Annotated in this window: 16 protein-coding genes; 7 read left to right on the top strand and 9 right to left on the bottom strand. The window is 61.6% G+C overall.

Annotated elements, in window-relative coordinates; translation table 11 throughout:
- Nucleotides 1-158: 158 nt before the first annotated feature.
- Nucleotides 159-1295 (top strand): LptF/LptG family permease, encoded by a 1137-nt coding sequence (locus tag NW826_RS01955; protein ID WP_414334378.1) that lies wholly within the window; start codon nucleotides 159-161, stop codon nucleotides 1293-1295.
- A gap of 176 nt (nucleotides 1296-1471) precedes the next feature.
- Nucleotides 1472-2560 (top strand): alanine dehydrogenase, encoded by a 1089-nt coding sequence (gene ald, locus NW826_RS01950; RefSeq protein ID WP_414334380.1) that lies wholly within the window; start codon nucleotides 1472-1474, stop codon nucleotides 2558-2560.
- 33 nt (nucleotides 2561-2593) lie between these two features.
- On the opposite strand, the gene NW826_RS01945 is transcribed toward ald, so the two are convergent.
- The 4 genes from NW826_RS01945 to rpsN all read right to left on the bottom strand — a co-directional run bounded on the left by NW826_RS01945 (nucleotide 2594) and on the right by rpsN (nucleotide 5573).
- Nucleotides 2594-3367, bottom strand: coding sequence for an ABC transporter permease (locus NW826_RS01945; RefSeq protein ID WP_414338052.1), 774 nt, complete (start codon nucleotides 3365-3367; stop codon nucleotides 2594-2596).
- Between the two features lie 56 nt (nucleotides 3368-3423).
- A complete protein-coding gene (locus NW826_RS01940) occupies nucleotides 3424-4284 on the bottom strand; it encodes an ABC transporter ATP-binding protein (RefSeq protein ID WP_414367857.1) in 861 nt (286 codons plus the stop codon).
- Between the two features lie 99 nt (nucleotides 4285-4383).
- On the bottom strand, nucleotides 4384-5016 hold the full coding sequence (locus NW826_RS01935) for a ribonuclease D (RefSeq protein ID WP_414378613.1): 633 nt from the start codon (nucleotides 5014-5016) through the stop codon (nucleotides 4384-4386).
- A 251-nt stretch (nucleotides 5017-5267) separates the two neighbouring features.
- Nucleotides 5268-5573 (bottom strand): 30S ribosomal protein S14, encoded by a 306-nt coding sequence (gene rpsN, locus NW826_RS01930; protein WP_414365590.1) that lies wholly within the window; start codon nucleotides 5571-5573, stop codon nucleotides 5268-5270.
- A gap of 183 nt (nucleotides 5574-5756) precedes the next feature.
- On the opposite strand from rpsN, the gene NW826_RS01925 reads away from it, so the two are divergent.
- A complete protein-coding gene (locus NW826_RS01925) occupies nucleotides 5757-6080 on the top strand; it encodes a hypothetical protein (RefSeq protein ID WP_414334389.1) in 324 nt (107 codons plus the stop codon).
- Here NW826_RS01925 and NW826_RS01920 read toward each other — a convergent pair.
- Both NW826_RS01920 and NW826_RS01915 read right to left on the bottom strand, forming a co-directional pair.
- On the bottom strand, nucleotides 6077-7597 hold the full coding sequence (locus NW826_RS01920) for a YcjF family protein (RefSeq protein ID WP_414509299.1): 1521 nt from the start codon (nucleotides 7595-7597) through the stop codon (nucleotides 6077-6079). The two genes, NW826_RS01925 and NW826_RS01920, sit on opposite strands and share 4 nt — an antisense overlap.
- An 80-nt stretch (nucleotides 7598-7677) precedes the next feature.
- Nucleotides 7678-8178 carry a cytochrome c oxidase assembly factor Coa1 family protein gene (locus NW826_RS01915; RefSeq protein WP_414509298.1) on the bottom strand — a complete coding sequence of 167 codons (501 nt, stop codon included), beginning with the start codon at nucleotides 8176-8178 and terminating at the stop codon, nucleotides 7678-7680.
- A gap of 510 nt (nucleotides 8179-8688) precedes the next feature.
- Between NW826_RS01915 and NW826_RS01910 the strand changes: the two genes are divergently transcribed.
- Nucleotides 8689-9009 (top strand): hypothetical protein, encoded by a 321-nt coding sequence (locus NW826_RS01910; protein ID WP_414367864.1) that lies wholly within the window; start codon nucleotides 8689-8691, stop codon nucleotides 9007-9009.
- A gap of 76 nt (nucleotides 9010-9085) precedes the next feature.
- On the opposite strand, the gene NW826_RS01905 is transcribed toward NW826_RS01910, so the two are convergent.
- Nucleotides 9086-9970, bottom strand: coding sequence for an arginase family protein (locus tag NW826_RS01905; protein WP_414509297.1), 885 nt, complete (start codon nucleotides 9968-9970; stop codon nucleotides 9086-9088).
- Nucleotides 9971-10192: 222 nt separating this feature from the next.
- On the opposite strand from NW826_RS01905, the gene NW826_RS01900 reads away from it, so the two are divergent.
- Complete coding sequence (locus tag NW826_RS01900; protein ID WP_414334398.1) at nucleotides 10193-10627, top strand: photosystem I reaction center subunit II PsaD; 435 nt, start codon at nucleotides 10193-10195, stop codon at nucleotides 10625-10627.
- Nucleotides 10628-10884: 257 nt separating this feature from the next.
- Here the strand turns inward: NW826_RS01900 and NW826_RS01895 are convergent, their stop codons facing one another.
- The gene (locus NW826_RS01895; protein ID WP_414334399.1) at nucleotides 10885-11493 is read right to left on the bottom strand and encodes a peroxiredoxin; all 609 of its coding nucleotides are present in this window, start codon (nucleotides 11491-11493) and stop codon (nucleotides 10885-10887) included.
- Between the two features lie 162 nt (nucleotides 11494-11655).
- Here NW826_RS01895 and NW826_RS01890 point away from each other — a divergent pair, with 162 nt between their 5' ends.
- The gene (locus tag NW826_RS01890; protein ID WP_414509296.1) at nucleotides 11656-11910 is read left to right on the top strand and encodes a hypothetical protein; all 255 of its coding nucleotides are present in this window, start codon (nucleotides 11656-11658) and stop codon (nucleotides 11908-11910) included.
- Between the two features lie 6 nt (nucleotides 11911-11916).
- Here NW826_RS01890 and NW826_RS01885 read toward each other — a convergent pair whose 3' ends face one another.
- A complete protein-coding gene (locus NW826_RS01885; protein ID WP_414338064.1) occupies nucleotides 11917-12192 on the bottom strand; it encodes a DUF1830 domain-containing protein in 276 nt (91 codons plus the stop codon).
- Between the two features lie 258 nt (nucleotides 12193-12450).
- Between NW826_RS01885 and glpX the strand changes: the two genes are divergently transcribed.
- On the top strand, nucleotides 12451-13494 hold the full coding sequence (gene glpX, locus NW826_RS01880; protein ID WP_414349313.1) for a class II fructose-bisphosphatase: 1044 nt from the start codon (nucleotides 12451-12453) through the stop codon (nucleotides 13492-13494).
- The last annotated feature ends 152 nt before the right edge of the window (nucleotides 13495-13646 follow it).

Raw genomic sequence — 13646 nt, 5'->3', positions numbered from 1 at the left:
TCTCCCAGAGGGAGAGGGGCCGGGGGTGAGGGAATGCTCCCTCTGGGAGAGGGGCCGGGGGTGAGGGCAGTCCCTCTGGGAGAGGGGCCGGGGGTGAGGGAATGCCGGAGAACCGTTCACGCTAGCTTGAAATAGCCCTAATCCCTCAACTTTTGCCCATGGCCCGCTTGTTCACCAAGTTCTGGCTGCTGGAGCGCTACCTCTTTGGACAGATGCTCACCCCCCTTTTGGCCGGTATAGCTGGGGGAACCCTGCTGCTTTTGGCGGGCCGGCTCTTTACCCTGGCCGAGCGGCTGGTCGAGGGATCCGTACCGCCCCTGACGGTGTTGCGGCTCTTGATGTTGGATCTGCCGGAGATGGTGGTGCTGGGCATGCCCATCGCTGCTTTTTTTGCCACCATGCTCACCTTGGGCAAGCTGAGCGGCAACAGCGAGATTACCGCCATGCGGGCAGCCGGGATCCCGTTTACGCGCATCTTTCGTCCCCTGTTGCTGGTGGGGCTGCTCATGAGCCTGAGCGCTTTTTTGATCAGCAACGTGCTCTTGCCGGCCAGCAAACGGGAAATCCGCCGCATTGACCAGCAGGCGCTCCTGGCCCAAGCTACAAGCCCGGTGCAATACGACGTCTTTTTCAAGACCGCTCGCGTTGGCGGGACGGAGTCCTTAGACAACCTCTGGTTTTTCATCCGCCAGGTGGATCCGCGGCTAAATACCATGCAGGATGTCACCATCTTGCAGGTGGATCCCTTGCCGGGGGGCAAGTACCAGTTGGCGGAAGTGACGCTGGCGGCCCAGGCGGTGTGGAATGGCCTGGACTGGACCCTCAGCGAAGGAGTGACCCACCGCTACGGCCCCGATGGCCTCAGCCTGGCCGAAGAGCCCTTCGACCGCAAGCCGCTGGCGGTCTCCCAAGATCTGGCCGCCCTGTTGCAGCCGCCAGTTCCCCCCAACGAGCTCAGCCTACCGGAGCTGGCGGAGCGCATCTCCCGCCTGGCCCGCTCCAACCTCAATACCCAGCCCTTGCGCACCGAGTTCCACATGCGCTTTTCCCTGCCCCTGGCCAGCTTTTTTGCCGTGCTGATTTCCCTTCCCCTGGGATCCAGCACCGCTCGCCGTGTGGGCCGCTATGGCGGCGTCGTCTTCGGGATCCTGTTGGTGTTTGCCTACTACGTGGTGCTGAGCGTATCTCGCAGCCTGGGAGAAGCAGGAGCCCTTCCCCCCTGGGCAGCAGCCTGGAGCTTCAACCTCCTCTTTGGCAGCCTCGGCCTGCTGCTGTTGGCCCGCTTCCTGCGCTAGGGATCCCTTCCGGGCGGAGCAACCCCCAACCTAGCCAGGGATCCACCGGATCCCCTCAACAGAATTTCCGTCCCCTTGCGGGGAAAAGGTAGGGATTTTGGCCGGTCTGCGCAGGCCAGGGATCCCATCCCAGCGCCGGTCTGTCTAGACTGGAGAACAGCCCTGTGGGGATCCCTATGCGCATTGGCGTGCCCAAAGAGATCAAAGAGCAGGAGTTTCGCGTCGGCCTGACGCCCGCGGCGGTGCGGGCCTTGACTGAGCAGGGGCACCAGGTGTGGGTGGAGACCCAAGCCGGCCAGGGGGCAGGCTTTAGCGACGAAGACTACCAAAAAGCGGGGGCCAAGCTGGCCGCTACGCCCGAGGAGATCTACCGGCAGCAGTTGGTGGTGAAGGTCAAAGAGCCCCTGCCCGCCGAGTATCCCTTGCTCCATCCGGATCTCATCCTGTTTACCTACTTGCACCTGGCGGCCAGCCGCGAGCTGACCCAGGCCCTGCTGCGTTCGGGGGCCACCTGCCTGGCCTACGAGACGGTGGAGCTGCCCGACGGATCCCTGCCCCTCTTGATGCCCATGAGCATGATTGCCGGGCGGCTGTCGGTGCAATTTGGCGCCCACTACCTCACCCGTCAGCAGGGGGGGCGAGGCGTGTTGCTGGGCGGGATCCCAGGGGTGCCGCCGGGGCGGGTGGTGATCCTGGGCGGGGGCACGGTGGGTACGGAGGCGGCCAAGATGGCCGTCGGGCTGGGGGCGCGGGTGCAGATTCTGGACATCAACCTGCAGCGCCTCAACGAGCTGGAGCTGATCTTCGGGTCGCGGGTGGAGCTGCTCTACAGCACCGCCCAGAGCATCGAGGAGTGCGTCCGCGAGGCCGACCTGGTGGTGGGAGCAGTGTTGGTGCCGGGCAGCCGCGCCCCGGTTTTGGTGAAGGAAGAGCTGGTGGCCCAGATGCGGCCCCGCTCTTTGATCGTAGATGTGGCCGTGGATCAGGGGGGGTGCATCGCCACCACCAAGGTCACCACCCATGCCCAGCCGGTTTACGAAGCCCACGGAGTCTTGCACTACGGGGTTCCCAACATGCCGGGGGCCGTCCCCTGGACTTCGACCCAGGCGCTGGTCAACGCCACCCTCCCCTACGTCCTCAAGTTGGCCAACCTTGGCTTGAGCGCCGCCCTGGAGCAGGATCCGGGCCTGGCCAAGGGGCTCAACATCCGGGGCGGAAAGCTCATCCACCCGGCGGTGCGGGCCACCTTTCCCGACTTGAGCTAGCTTGGGCCAGCTTTCCCGTCGGGATCCCTCCCGCTACTGCCGCCAGGCCAAGAGGTAGCGCTCCAGAGCGGCGAAAAAAGAGTAGAGCAGAACACCCATGAGGCCGAGGGCAACCAAGCCGGCAAAGGCCAAGGGCACATCAAAAGAAGAGCTGGCGGACACAATCAGGTAGCCCAGCCCGCGGTTAGAGGCCACCGTCTCCGCGATCACCGCGCCGACAAAGGCCAGCGAAATGGCCACCTTCAGCGAGGCAAACAGATAGGGCAAGCTGTGGGGAAGCCCCACCTTGAGGAAGATTTCCCAACCGCTGGCCCCCAGGGAGCGCAGCACATCGCGCATTTCTGGCTCCACCGTCTCCAGGCCCACCGCCACATTCACGGCAATGGGGAAAAAGGCCAGCAAAAAAGCTGTAATCACCGCCGGGATCATGCCCAGGCCAAACCAAATCGCCAGCAGCGGCACCAGGGCCACCTTGGGGATGGTATTAAACCCCACCAGCAGTGGGTACAGACACAGATGGGCCAGGCGGGAGCTGCCGATAAGGGATCCCAGCAAGATCCCGCCCACCAAAGCCAGCCCAAAAGCCAGCAGGGTTGAGCTGAGGGTAAACAGCGAGTGCCCCAGGATCACCTCGTCCCACTCCTGCATCGACTGCCAGATCGCGCTGGGCGCAGGCAAAACAAAGCGGGGAACCTGCAACAGCCGCACCCCTGCCTCCCAAAGGCCAAGGGTCAGCAGCAGGGTGACCACCGGCAGGAGCAGCGAGGCCGCTTTCGTCTGGAGAAATCGGTCAAAGGAGTTTTTCATCAGGGTTGCGCGGCGATCTATCGAGAAAACTTTGGTTAGCTGCTGCGCCGTTCGCGTCAGCGGGACGGAGTCCTTATGTGCTTGCGCACTTCCGCAACCAAGTGGTGAAACTCGTCCGTCAGGCAGATCTCCAACGGGCGCGGGCGGGGCAGATCTACCTTGAGGGTAAAGACAATCTCGCTAGGCCGCGACCCCATGACATAAATGGTATCGGAGAGGAAAACCGCCTCCCGCAGATCGTGAGTGATGAGAATAGCCGTGCAGCCGGTGCGCAGCCACAGCCGCTGCAACATCTCCCACATCTCCTCGCGGGTGAAGGCATCCAGGGCGGCAAAGGGCTCATCCAGCAACAACAGCTCCGGCTGGTGGATCAAAGCTCGACAGAGGGCAACCCGCTGCCGCATCCCCCCGGAAAGCTGCCAAGGATAGGCTTTTTGGAAACCATCCAAGCCCACGGCGGCCAACAGCTCCAGCGCCGACTTTTTGTGCTGAGCCAGGTTTTGCCGGAAGGTGCGCTTGTAGGGCTCTACCACTTCCAGAGGCAGCAACACGTTCTGTAAGGTAGTGCGCCAGGGCAGCAGCACCGGGTTTTGGAAGGCCATGCCCACCCTCTTGAGGGGGCCGGTGACGGGCTGCAACCGAAAGTAAAGGGTGCCGCCGTGGTTGGTGTTGAGGCCGGCTATCATCTTCAAAAGAGACGTCTTGCCGCAGCCGCTCGGCCCCACAATCGAGACAAACTCCGAGTGGGCCACCGAAAAGCTAAGGTCGCGGATGATCGTGACCGGGGATCCCTTGCCGGGGTACTGCAGGGAGACGTGGCGCAGCTCCAGGATAGGCTTGTCCAAGAGCCCAAGAGAGACACTGCTCTGGGCCACCTGCTGCGACTCCAACATCGACTCAACTCCGGTGGTTTTCACGGCCAGCCTCCTTCCCATTACACCAGAGAGGAGAGCAACCAACTGTATTGCCCAATACTCTGCCGGCCAGCGGCGAGGCCGGTTCTTCGGGGCTGTCGCCTACTGGTGCTCGAAGACGTTGCTATATCCCAGCAGATCCAGCTCCACCAAGGTGGGCAGGTGTTGAAAACAGCGCTGCGCCAGCTCCCAGCGCTCCTCCCGCTGCAACATCTGGGCCAACTTGTGGCGCACCGGGATCAAATAGCGGACATCGTTGGCCGCATAGTCCAACTGCTCCGGCGAGAGGGACTGGACAGCTCCCCAGTCGGAGCTTTGGGCGGCTTTGTTTAGCTCCACCCCGCACAGCTCGCTCACCACGTCCTTCAGGCTGTGCTTACTGGTGTAGGTGCGGGCCAGCTTGCTGGCTACCTTGGTGCAAAAGACCGGCCAGGCCTGGATCCCCAGGTGGTAGCGCAGCATGGCCAGGTCAAAACGGGCGTAGTGGAAGATCTTTTCGATGTTGGGATCCGTCAGCAGCCGCGCCAAACGGGGGGCCTGCTTCACGCCGCGGCTGAGCCGCAGCACCACCACCTCGCCGGCAGCGTTAGCTATTTGCACGACGCAGAGCCTGTCCCGCTGCGGGATCAAGCCCATCGTTTCGGTATCCACGGCCAGGAAGGTTTCCCCGGCTAGCGCCTCTGCCACTTCGGGGGTGAGATCTTCGTCGCAGATCTGGAAAGGCTCCACAAGGATCCCTCACTTAGCGGGAGCAGCCGCCCCGCTGAGATACTTCCCTCACCTGAAGACAAGAGTTGTTGACATCTCAACAAGCGCTGCTGGCCAGCTAGCCCTGAGCAAGCCTCATCCCCCTCAGAGACAGGAGGTGCTCTCCCCTCGACTGAGACAGCCAGCAGGCCGGTTTTCGCTCGCAACGCTCCGCGTTCAGTTTAGCCCAAAGCCACCCCTGAAGGCAGGGTTGTAATCAGCGGCTGGCAAGCTTGGCTCTACCAGCTTGCTTTCACCACGCCCGGCAGCAGGCCGCGGTGGGCCATTTCCCGCAAGCTGTTGCGGCAGAGCCCAAAATCCCGGAAATAGCCGCGGGGACGCCCGGTTTTCCAGCAGCGGTTGCGCAGGCGGGTGGGCGAGCTGGCCCGAGGGAGTTTTTGCAGTTGAGCATGCAGCTCCATGCGGGTGACCTGGTCGATGTTGGGATCGGCCATGGCCGCCTTTAGTTGTTGGCGCTTCTCCCGATATTTTTCGACCAAGCGCTGGCGCTTTTTCTCCCGCTCGATCATGCTCTTTTTAGCCACGGCTCACCTGTTTCTCCCAATTTTTCAGCTCATCTAGAATAGCGAGAAGCCCTCCCCTCAGGCAAGGGGATCCCAGAGCCAGCCATCCTCGCCGCTCCCCTTGCTTGGGCTCCGTAGGATCCCTGAGGCCAGCCTCTTGGCTTAGGGGCAATCTCTTTCTGTAGGCAAGGTTGGTGGTGGGTGATGACCCTTTCCAAAGTGATCTCGTTTGTCGCCGCCAAGTTCAAGGTTTCCCCAGAGCAGATCGAGGCCACCCGCGTGATCCTCCACAAGCCCCCGGCTTTGTTGGCGGTGCTCAAGTCGGCTCCGCCGCTGCCCAAAGAGGTTTTGCAGGATCCCAGCTTGGCCTATATCTATCCGGCCACTTTTATTCAGTGGTCGAAGTGCATGCATGGCCTGGCGGAATGGGATGATGTGCCCGCCCTGAGCTACGCCGACTATGTGGCGCAGATGGAGCTGACCTTCCTGCCGACGGATATTGCTGTCGAGGCCGCCAACAGGGACTAGCGCAGGCGAAAAACCCGTTCTGAGGCCTGGCGGACAAACTCCTTGAGCCAGCCCGCTTTTTGGGTGCTCTCCACCTGGGCCCTGACCACCGCCTGCATCCCCCCTTCCCCCCAGCTTTGGTTGCGCTGGAAATACTCGATGAAGCTTTTGCCGGCAATGCGGGTGAGATAGCCGGCGCTGGCCGCCTGGATGGGGGCTGTCGCCAAAAAACCGACCACGCTCACCTCAGCCACCGTAGCCAGGAGCCCGGTGGTCAGTTGGATCGCCCCTTCCACCAGCCCCAGGCCGGCCAGGGTCTTGGCCAGGGACAGGGCCAGTTCCCGCCCCTGCTGCAGGTTCATCTGGCAGCCGTAGAGGGATCCCAGCTCCACCACCATCTGGGCGTTGATGGCGGCAATGGCCAGCAGATCCAGCGCCGGGATGGGGTTGGCAAACACGACGCCGGTCACGATCCACTGAAAGCGATCGATCACCTCCTCCGCCTGGCGGCGCAACTGCGCCTGGATGATCCGCTTGGCCTCTTCCCCCAACTGCTGCGATTGCAGCAGGGCATTGTCCAAGGCCAGGGATCCCCCTTCGGCGTAGAGCACCGCCTGGACGCGATCCCGCACCGCCGCCACCTCGGGCTCCGGTTGCCAGGTTTGGGATCCCAGCCGCACGGGGGCCGGGTCAGCAGCAGCCAGCAGCACATCTTCCGGTTGGATCAGGGGGTAAACCCGTTCCCGCAGGCGCTGCAAGAGGAGCTGCCGTTCTTCCGAGGTGTAACGGTCGATTTTGTTGAGCACCAGCAGAGCCCGCTTGCCCAGGGCGATCAACCGGCGCAAGGGATCCACCTCCGACTGGCGCAGATCCCCATCCACCACCACCAACAGCAGCTCGGCGGCCTGGGCCTGCGCCTGCACCTCCTCTTCCCGCATCGCCCCTGCCGGCCCGATCTCCAAAATGCCCGGGCAGTCCACGATCTGCACCGGGTGGGGGATCCCGGGCAAGTCCCAATCGTAAACCGCCACCGCCTGCGTGGTGCCCAGCGTTGCCCCCACCGCCCCCACCCGCCGCCCCAGCAGCGCGTTCACCAGCGAGGTTTTGCCCGCCGATCCGGTGCCGAAGACCACCACCTGCAGTTGGGGCTGGGCCAACTGTTGGGCCAGCCGAGCCGACCGCTCCGCCAGCGCCGCCCGCGCCACCTGATCCTGGATCTGCGCCATCTGAGCTTCTAGTTGCGCCAGGTTGCGCCGGGCTGCCTCCCACTTCTCGGCAGGGGTCTCCGGGGGGGCCGGCCTGGGAAGCCTCTCGGTTTTAGGGGCGGGGCGGAACAGAAACAAGTAGTAGATGGAAGCGGCCAAAAACACCAGCAGCAGCAACACCAGCACCCCGATCAACAGCCCCCCCAAAATCGGGTGGTAGCGGGTGGCGTAGTACAGATCCAAAAACGATTGGATCAGCCAGACAATCAAGCCCGTGAACGAGGCCAGCAGCGCCAACAGCAGCAGCAAGCGCAGATAGGGAACCGATCGCATAGGGATCCAGGGCCACAACCATTCGCGTCAGCGGAACGGAGTCCTTTTGACTCTAGCCGTGGCTGCCCTTGTCCGACTACTCAGATCTCGCCCTCAGGCTGTAGGGGCGGCTCTTCCCCTTCACACCGGGATCCCCCCTCGATGACCCGAATGGCCTGCGGATCCCCATCCACCTTCACCTGCAGATGGCGCAACTGCCAGGCTGTTCGCGTCAGCGGGACGGAGTCCTTACCGGCCACCCCCCGCTCCGACTCCACAGCCACCTCGCCGGTGCGCCGGGAGCCTGTGATCAAAAAGGACAGACAGGCCCAGCCGGCTTGCTCATCCTTCTGAAAGCGCAGCCGCGAGGGCCAGCCCGGACGCAGGGGATCCCCTAGCCGCTCCACCACCACCGCATTCTGTTCGAGCTGCTCCACCGCCAACTGGTAGGTGCGATAGGCTCCCGAAGCGCGGATCCCATTCCAGACCAGGATCCCTGCCCCCACCAGCCCCAAGCCCAGCACCGCCAGCAGACCCAGACAACCACAGCCGCAGCAGCCCAGCGGGACAGCACAGCCAACTTGTTGGGGACTTTCCGACATGGCCAACCGCCACCGCAGAGTGCCCCTACACTAACACAAAGTTGCCGCTCATCCTGGTTGCCTTCCTGTCCCACAAAGCCCAGATAAAAGGCCAATCAAGCCTACGCCATTTGTCGGTAACGAGCGACGCTTCCCAGTTCCGTATTGCTACAGACATCTGTTTGTAGCTTCAAACAACAGCTCGGAAAATCATGGAATCGGCCACTCTTTGGCAAGTTCAAGCAACCCATTGTTGAGTCTAATTCCGCACTGCAGCGAAGGTTGGATCCCTACGTATCAAGTTGCTGGCTTTGCTCCCGATTAGCCGAGAAAAGCTTGCACCACAAAGATTCTAGGCTTTTTCCTCGGATGGGATCTGGTCGCATCAGCGGGACGGAGCCCTTATGAATCAGCAGTCAATGAACACCTCGAAAGCCCCCATTCTCGAATCCGCTATTTGGCGGAGTCAATATCAGAGGGATTTGTCGAGAATAAGAGCAGCAAAAAATCTCGATTTAGCAGCATGAATCTATGAATGAAGCGACAACCATGACCGTGCAGCAGATCATTCAAACCGCTATGATCACCGGTCTGCTCACCGCTGCTCAGGAACACGAGCTCAACGTGAGGCTGTTCCGAGAGGAGTGCTCCGAGGCCGACCTCTTCCTGCTGCGCCGCCTGCACCGCTGCCTACGCCAGGGATCCATCCGCCAGATCCCGGCCTTGCACAACACCATAGTCGTTGGCCGCTTCGGCCCACCCCTGCGCCCGGTGCCGGACAGAGCCGAGGACGCACAGCCCCAAGCTTCTGGGCCGAAGCTGGTGCCTCAGCCTAACCCCAAGGTCAGCTAGAAACCGCAGGAACCCCGCCTTGTACCCGTAGTGTCAGGGTCGAGAGGAATGCGGATAAAGACTTCATAAGCTGGGCTCAAAAGGTTCGCGATCTATTTTCCAGCCGTTCGAGCATAGCGGGGTCGGGATCCAGCTTCAGGGAGTAGAGGCCGTAGCAGGCCAGCAGCCAATTGAGCAGACGGGCCACCACGCGGGCGGTTGGCCGCGTCGCCGATCCCACCGCCACCCCTCCCAGGGAAAGGCCGACCACCGGGCGAGCGGCGAAGATGCCCTCACAGGTTTGTAACAGTCGCAACCAGCCCAGCCCCCCCGGCTCTGGGTAATGCACCGCCGGCGCCAGAGAGGGATCCAGCACACTGCAGTCCACCACCAAAAACACCGGCTGCTCCGGCAAAGCCTCCACCACCTGCTGCGGATCCCAGCCATCCTGGGCCCAGAAGATCGGGCTGGAGTGTTTTTTGAGCCAGGCGTAGGCGCGGGCACTGCCGCTGCGCAGCCCTACATGCACCACCGGCAGCTTGTGCTGGTAGAGCCGCTCCACCCAAGCGGCGTTGCCATAGCCCATATCTTGCTCCGGCTGGGTCATCTCTGCGGGAGGCATCAGGTTGGCATGGGCACTGCAATGCACCACACTCAGGGCCGGGTGGTGCTTCCAAAGGGCACGAATGGCCCCCCAACTGGCCGCCAAGACCGAAGGCAACAACACCGGCCACTGTTGTCGTCGCCAAGCCTGCGTCACTGCCGCCTCACACATGCCGTAGGGCGGCTCATCCACCAGCCCCGGCAACTGCGCCACCGCCAGCTTATCCACATCGATCCCCAACCTAGGCTCGAAGGCACACAGTTCGGCGCCAGCGTTGAGAATGGCCAGCGGCGCCTGCGTATCGTGGCCAAAAGCAGTGGGGATGAGAATGACCCTGGCGTTGGATTGCGAACTGGGATGGAGGGACCACTGGGCCATGGACGTCGTTCCTGTTGCAAAGGTGGAGCTCTGCGGCCTGCTTCTATAGTGGCTCACAGGGTAAGCCGGGATCCGCCGGCGCCGGATCTGGATCTGCTACGAAAAATTACAGTTCGCCGGCAGATCTGGGGTCAAAAATTGGGCCGATGGTAGATTCAAAGTGCTCCGCGCCGCAACTCCAAGCGCGGCCCGACAACGCAAACAACAACGAGAAGGTAGGCTATGGCTGTGATGGAAGGCGATCCCCGTCAGGGGGCGAAGCTGCCTCTGTTTGGCGGATCCACCGGAGGGCTGTTGAGCGCAGCCGAAACCGAAGAAAAATACGTGATCACCTGGACGGGCAAGCCGGGGCAGGTGTTTGAAATGCCCACCGGCGGCGCTGCCGAGATGGTGGAGGGCAAAAACTATCTCACCTTCGCCCGCAAGGAGCAGTGCTTGGCTCTCGGCGCCCAGTTGATCTCGGAGTTCAAGATCAAGGACTACCAGATCTTCCGCATCCCGGCGGGTGGACAGCCGGAGCTGGTGCATCCCAAAGATGGCGTCTTTCCCGAGAAGGTCAACGAGGGGCGCCAGCCCGTCGGCAAGGTGGATCACAACATCGGCAAGAACAAAGAGCCGGTTACCTACAAATTCACCGACGGGAAGCCCTGGGACTAATTCCGGCGGCCTTTGTCTTTCTGTCTTGTCGGATCCCCTGGCCAGCTCAGGGGATCTTTAATTTATTCGTCTCCGCTGGCAACCGGTTTGAAAGGGTTCGGCGCTGTTAGCCCTCACCCCCGGCCCCTCTCCCCGAGGGAGAGAGGAGGCGGAAGGTCATGTTGGGAAGAGTCGGATCTTTTGTCGGGCTGCCTTTGGCCAAAAAAGCTCCAGCAAAGCTGGAGCTGTACCTGCACCCTGACAGGGCCTGGGCAAGCCTACTTGGCAACCGCCGCGAAGAACTCCTTGGATTTCACCGGGTCGGGGTTCATCGTTCTCTGGCCGGGCTGCCAGTTGGCCGGGCAAACTTCATCGGGGTGAGCTTGCACGTACTGGATGGCCTGCAGGGTGCGCAGGGTTTCATCCACGCTGCGGCCAAAGGCCAGGTTGTTGATGGTGGCATGCTGGATGATCCCTTCCTTGTCGATAATGAACAGGCCGCGCAAAGCCACCCCTGCCGCCGGATCTAGGACATTGTAGGCGGCGCTGATCTCTTTCTTGAGGTCGGAGACCAGCGGATACCTCAGCTCGCCCACCCCGCCGGCTTTGCGGTCGGTCTGAATCCAGGCCAGGTGAGAGTACTCGCTATCCACCGAGACGCCGAGGATCTCCGTGTCCAGCTTGGCAAACTCGTCGTAGCGATCGCTAAAAGCCGTGATCTCCGTTGGGCAGACGAAGGTGAAGTCCAGGGGGTAGAAGAACAGCACCACGTACTTCTTACCCCGGTAGTCGGAAAGCCTCACCGTCTTAAACTCCATGTCGTAGACGGCAGTGGCCGAAAAATCGGGAGCGGGCTGCCCCACCCGCAGACATCCTTCCTGAGACATCAGTCGATGCTCCTTACGGTAAAGTACAAATGCAAACCAAACCTAACATACCATACTCATAATGACTTTGTCTTACTGGTCGGCTAAGCTGGAGCGCCGCGATCTAGGGTATCCCCCTTCTTTCTCGTCGCTGGACTCTACCAGGGCAGGGAGTCGCTTGCCATGAGGGTGGCGCTGGAGTTTCTCTACCACTTTTGCTGTGACCGCTGCCGGCGGTGGTGGAGCCAGGCTGACGTGGAGCCCCAGCCGGGGGATCGCCTCTATTGCCCCTATTGCGGCTATCACAATTGCGTAGAGCGCATCGATACCTTTCGCGACGCCGCACGGGGCAGTTGCCTCAACCGTCCCCCCGATGCTCCTTCTGCCGAGCTGCCCAAAATCGGGAATCGGCCTCAGGATCTGGGATCCCCAAGCTGATTCACTTTATCCGTTCACTGCATCTGCCAAGCTGCCCAGGTGGGGGGGCAGCCAGGAGTGGGGATCGGCCTCAGGCAGCGAAGAATCCAAGAGCGAGTGGCAGGGGCGGCGCTCTTCCAAAAGGGTGGTGGAGCAGCAGCAGCTATACACTTCTAGGTAGTCGTCGGGCTCCGCCTCGAAAATGGCATACTGGCCGGGGAAGAGGGTACGCTCCCAGTGGCCGGGGATCGTTCGTATCACCTGAACCTGCCGGGAACGGTTGACGAAAACGTATCTTCTCATCGCGTTTTTTTAATGTCCTTAAGAAAAACTTATTGGCTTTAAGCCAGGCTATCACCCTTGATCCCCAGCCGACAATAGCCAACGGCTAAGACGGGGATCGCTCTTTCTGCTTGACTTTGGGGGATTTGTTCTCTCAGATTATTGGGGTTGAGAGAACGGGATCCTGAGAAGAAGCCTACCCTGGTAAACTGAGGAGCAGAGTCTGAAGATATCCTTAAGTTGGCCTTCACCGTTCCGACATCACAAAGGGGGCACACCGTGGACAACAAGTTGGGGCTAGAGATCATTGAAGTGGTGGAGCAGGCTGCCATTGCTGCCGCCCGCTGGATGGGCAAAGGCGACAACAAGACTGCCGATCAAGTGGCCGTTGAGGCCATGCGGGAGAAACTGAACCAGATCCTCATGCGCGGTCGCATCGTCATCGGGGAGGGAACCCGTGATGAGGCCCCCATGCTCTACATCGGGGAAGAGGTGGGCATCTGTACCCGCCCGGATGCGGAGCAATTCTGCCGTGTGGAAGAGCTGGTGGAAATCGATATTGCCGTGGATCCCTGCGAGGGTACCAACCTGGTGGCCAAAGGCCAAAACGGCTCTATGGCAGTGCTGGCCATCTCCGAAAAAGGCGGCCTGCTGCACGCGCCGGACATCTACATGCAAAAGCTGGCGGCTCCGCCCCAGGCTAAGGGCAAGGTGCACCTCGACTATCCCCCTGAGAAAAACCTGCAGATCATCGCCGAAAGCCTGGATCGGGAGATCTCAGACCTGACGGTGGTGGTCATGGATCGCAAGCGCCACGTCGATCTCATCCGCCAAATCCGCGAGGCGGGGGCGCGGGTGAAGCTGATTACCGATGGCGACATCTCGGCGGCCCTCTCGGCAGGCTTCAACGGCACCGGCATCCACGCCCTGATGGGGATCGGGGCGGCTCCCGAAGGAGTGATCTCGGCAGCGGCGCTGCGTTGCCTGGGCGCCCACTTCCAGGGGCGGCTGATCTACGATCCCGAAGTGGTGCAGGCGGGCACCTACCTGCCGCCGGTGGAGGAAACGCGGCGGGAACTGAAAGAAAAGGGCATCGAGGATCCCGACAAAGTGTGGGAATGCGAAGAGCTGGCCAGCGGCAAGGAAGTGCTCTTTGCCGCCACCGGCATTACCGATGGCGACCTGATGCGGGGGGTGCGTTTCTTCGGCGGCGGGGCCCGTACCGAGACCTTGGTGATCTCCAGCCAGTCGCGCACGGTGCGCTTCGTGGATACCATCCACATGAAAGACGGCCAACAGCCCCGCAGCCTGCAACTGCGCTAAACAGATCCCCTGCCGAAAAGATGAGGGCGACTTTCCCTTGGCGAAGGTCGCTCTTCTCGTTGGTCGAACGTTAAAAAATCTATCAAGTTGCAACCCGAAAAAACGTAATAACTCTTCAGCAAAATCCTGCGAAACCGGTTCGATACTGGTCT

Origin of the sequence: Synechococcus sp. OH20 (genome assembly GCF_047502685.1) — a bacterium.
GTDB lineage: Bacteria > Cyanobacteriota > Cyanobacteriia > Thermostichales > Thermostichaceae > Thermostichus.
This window is presented reverse-complemented; position numbering and strand designations above follow the sequence as displayed.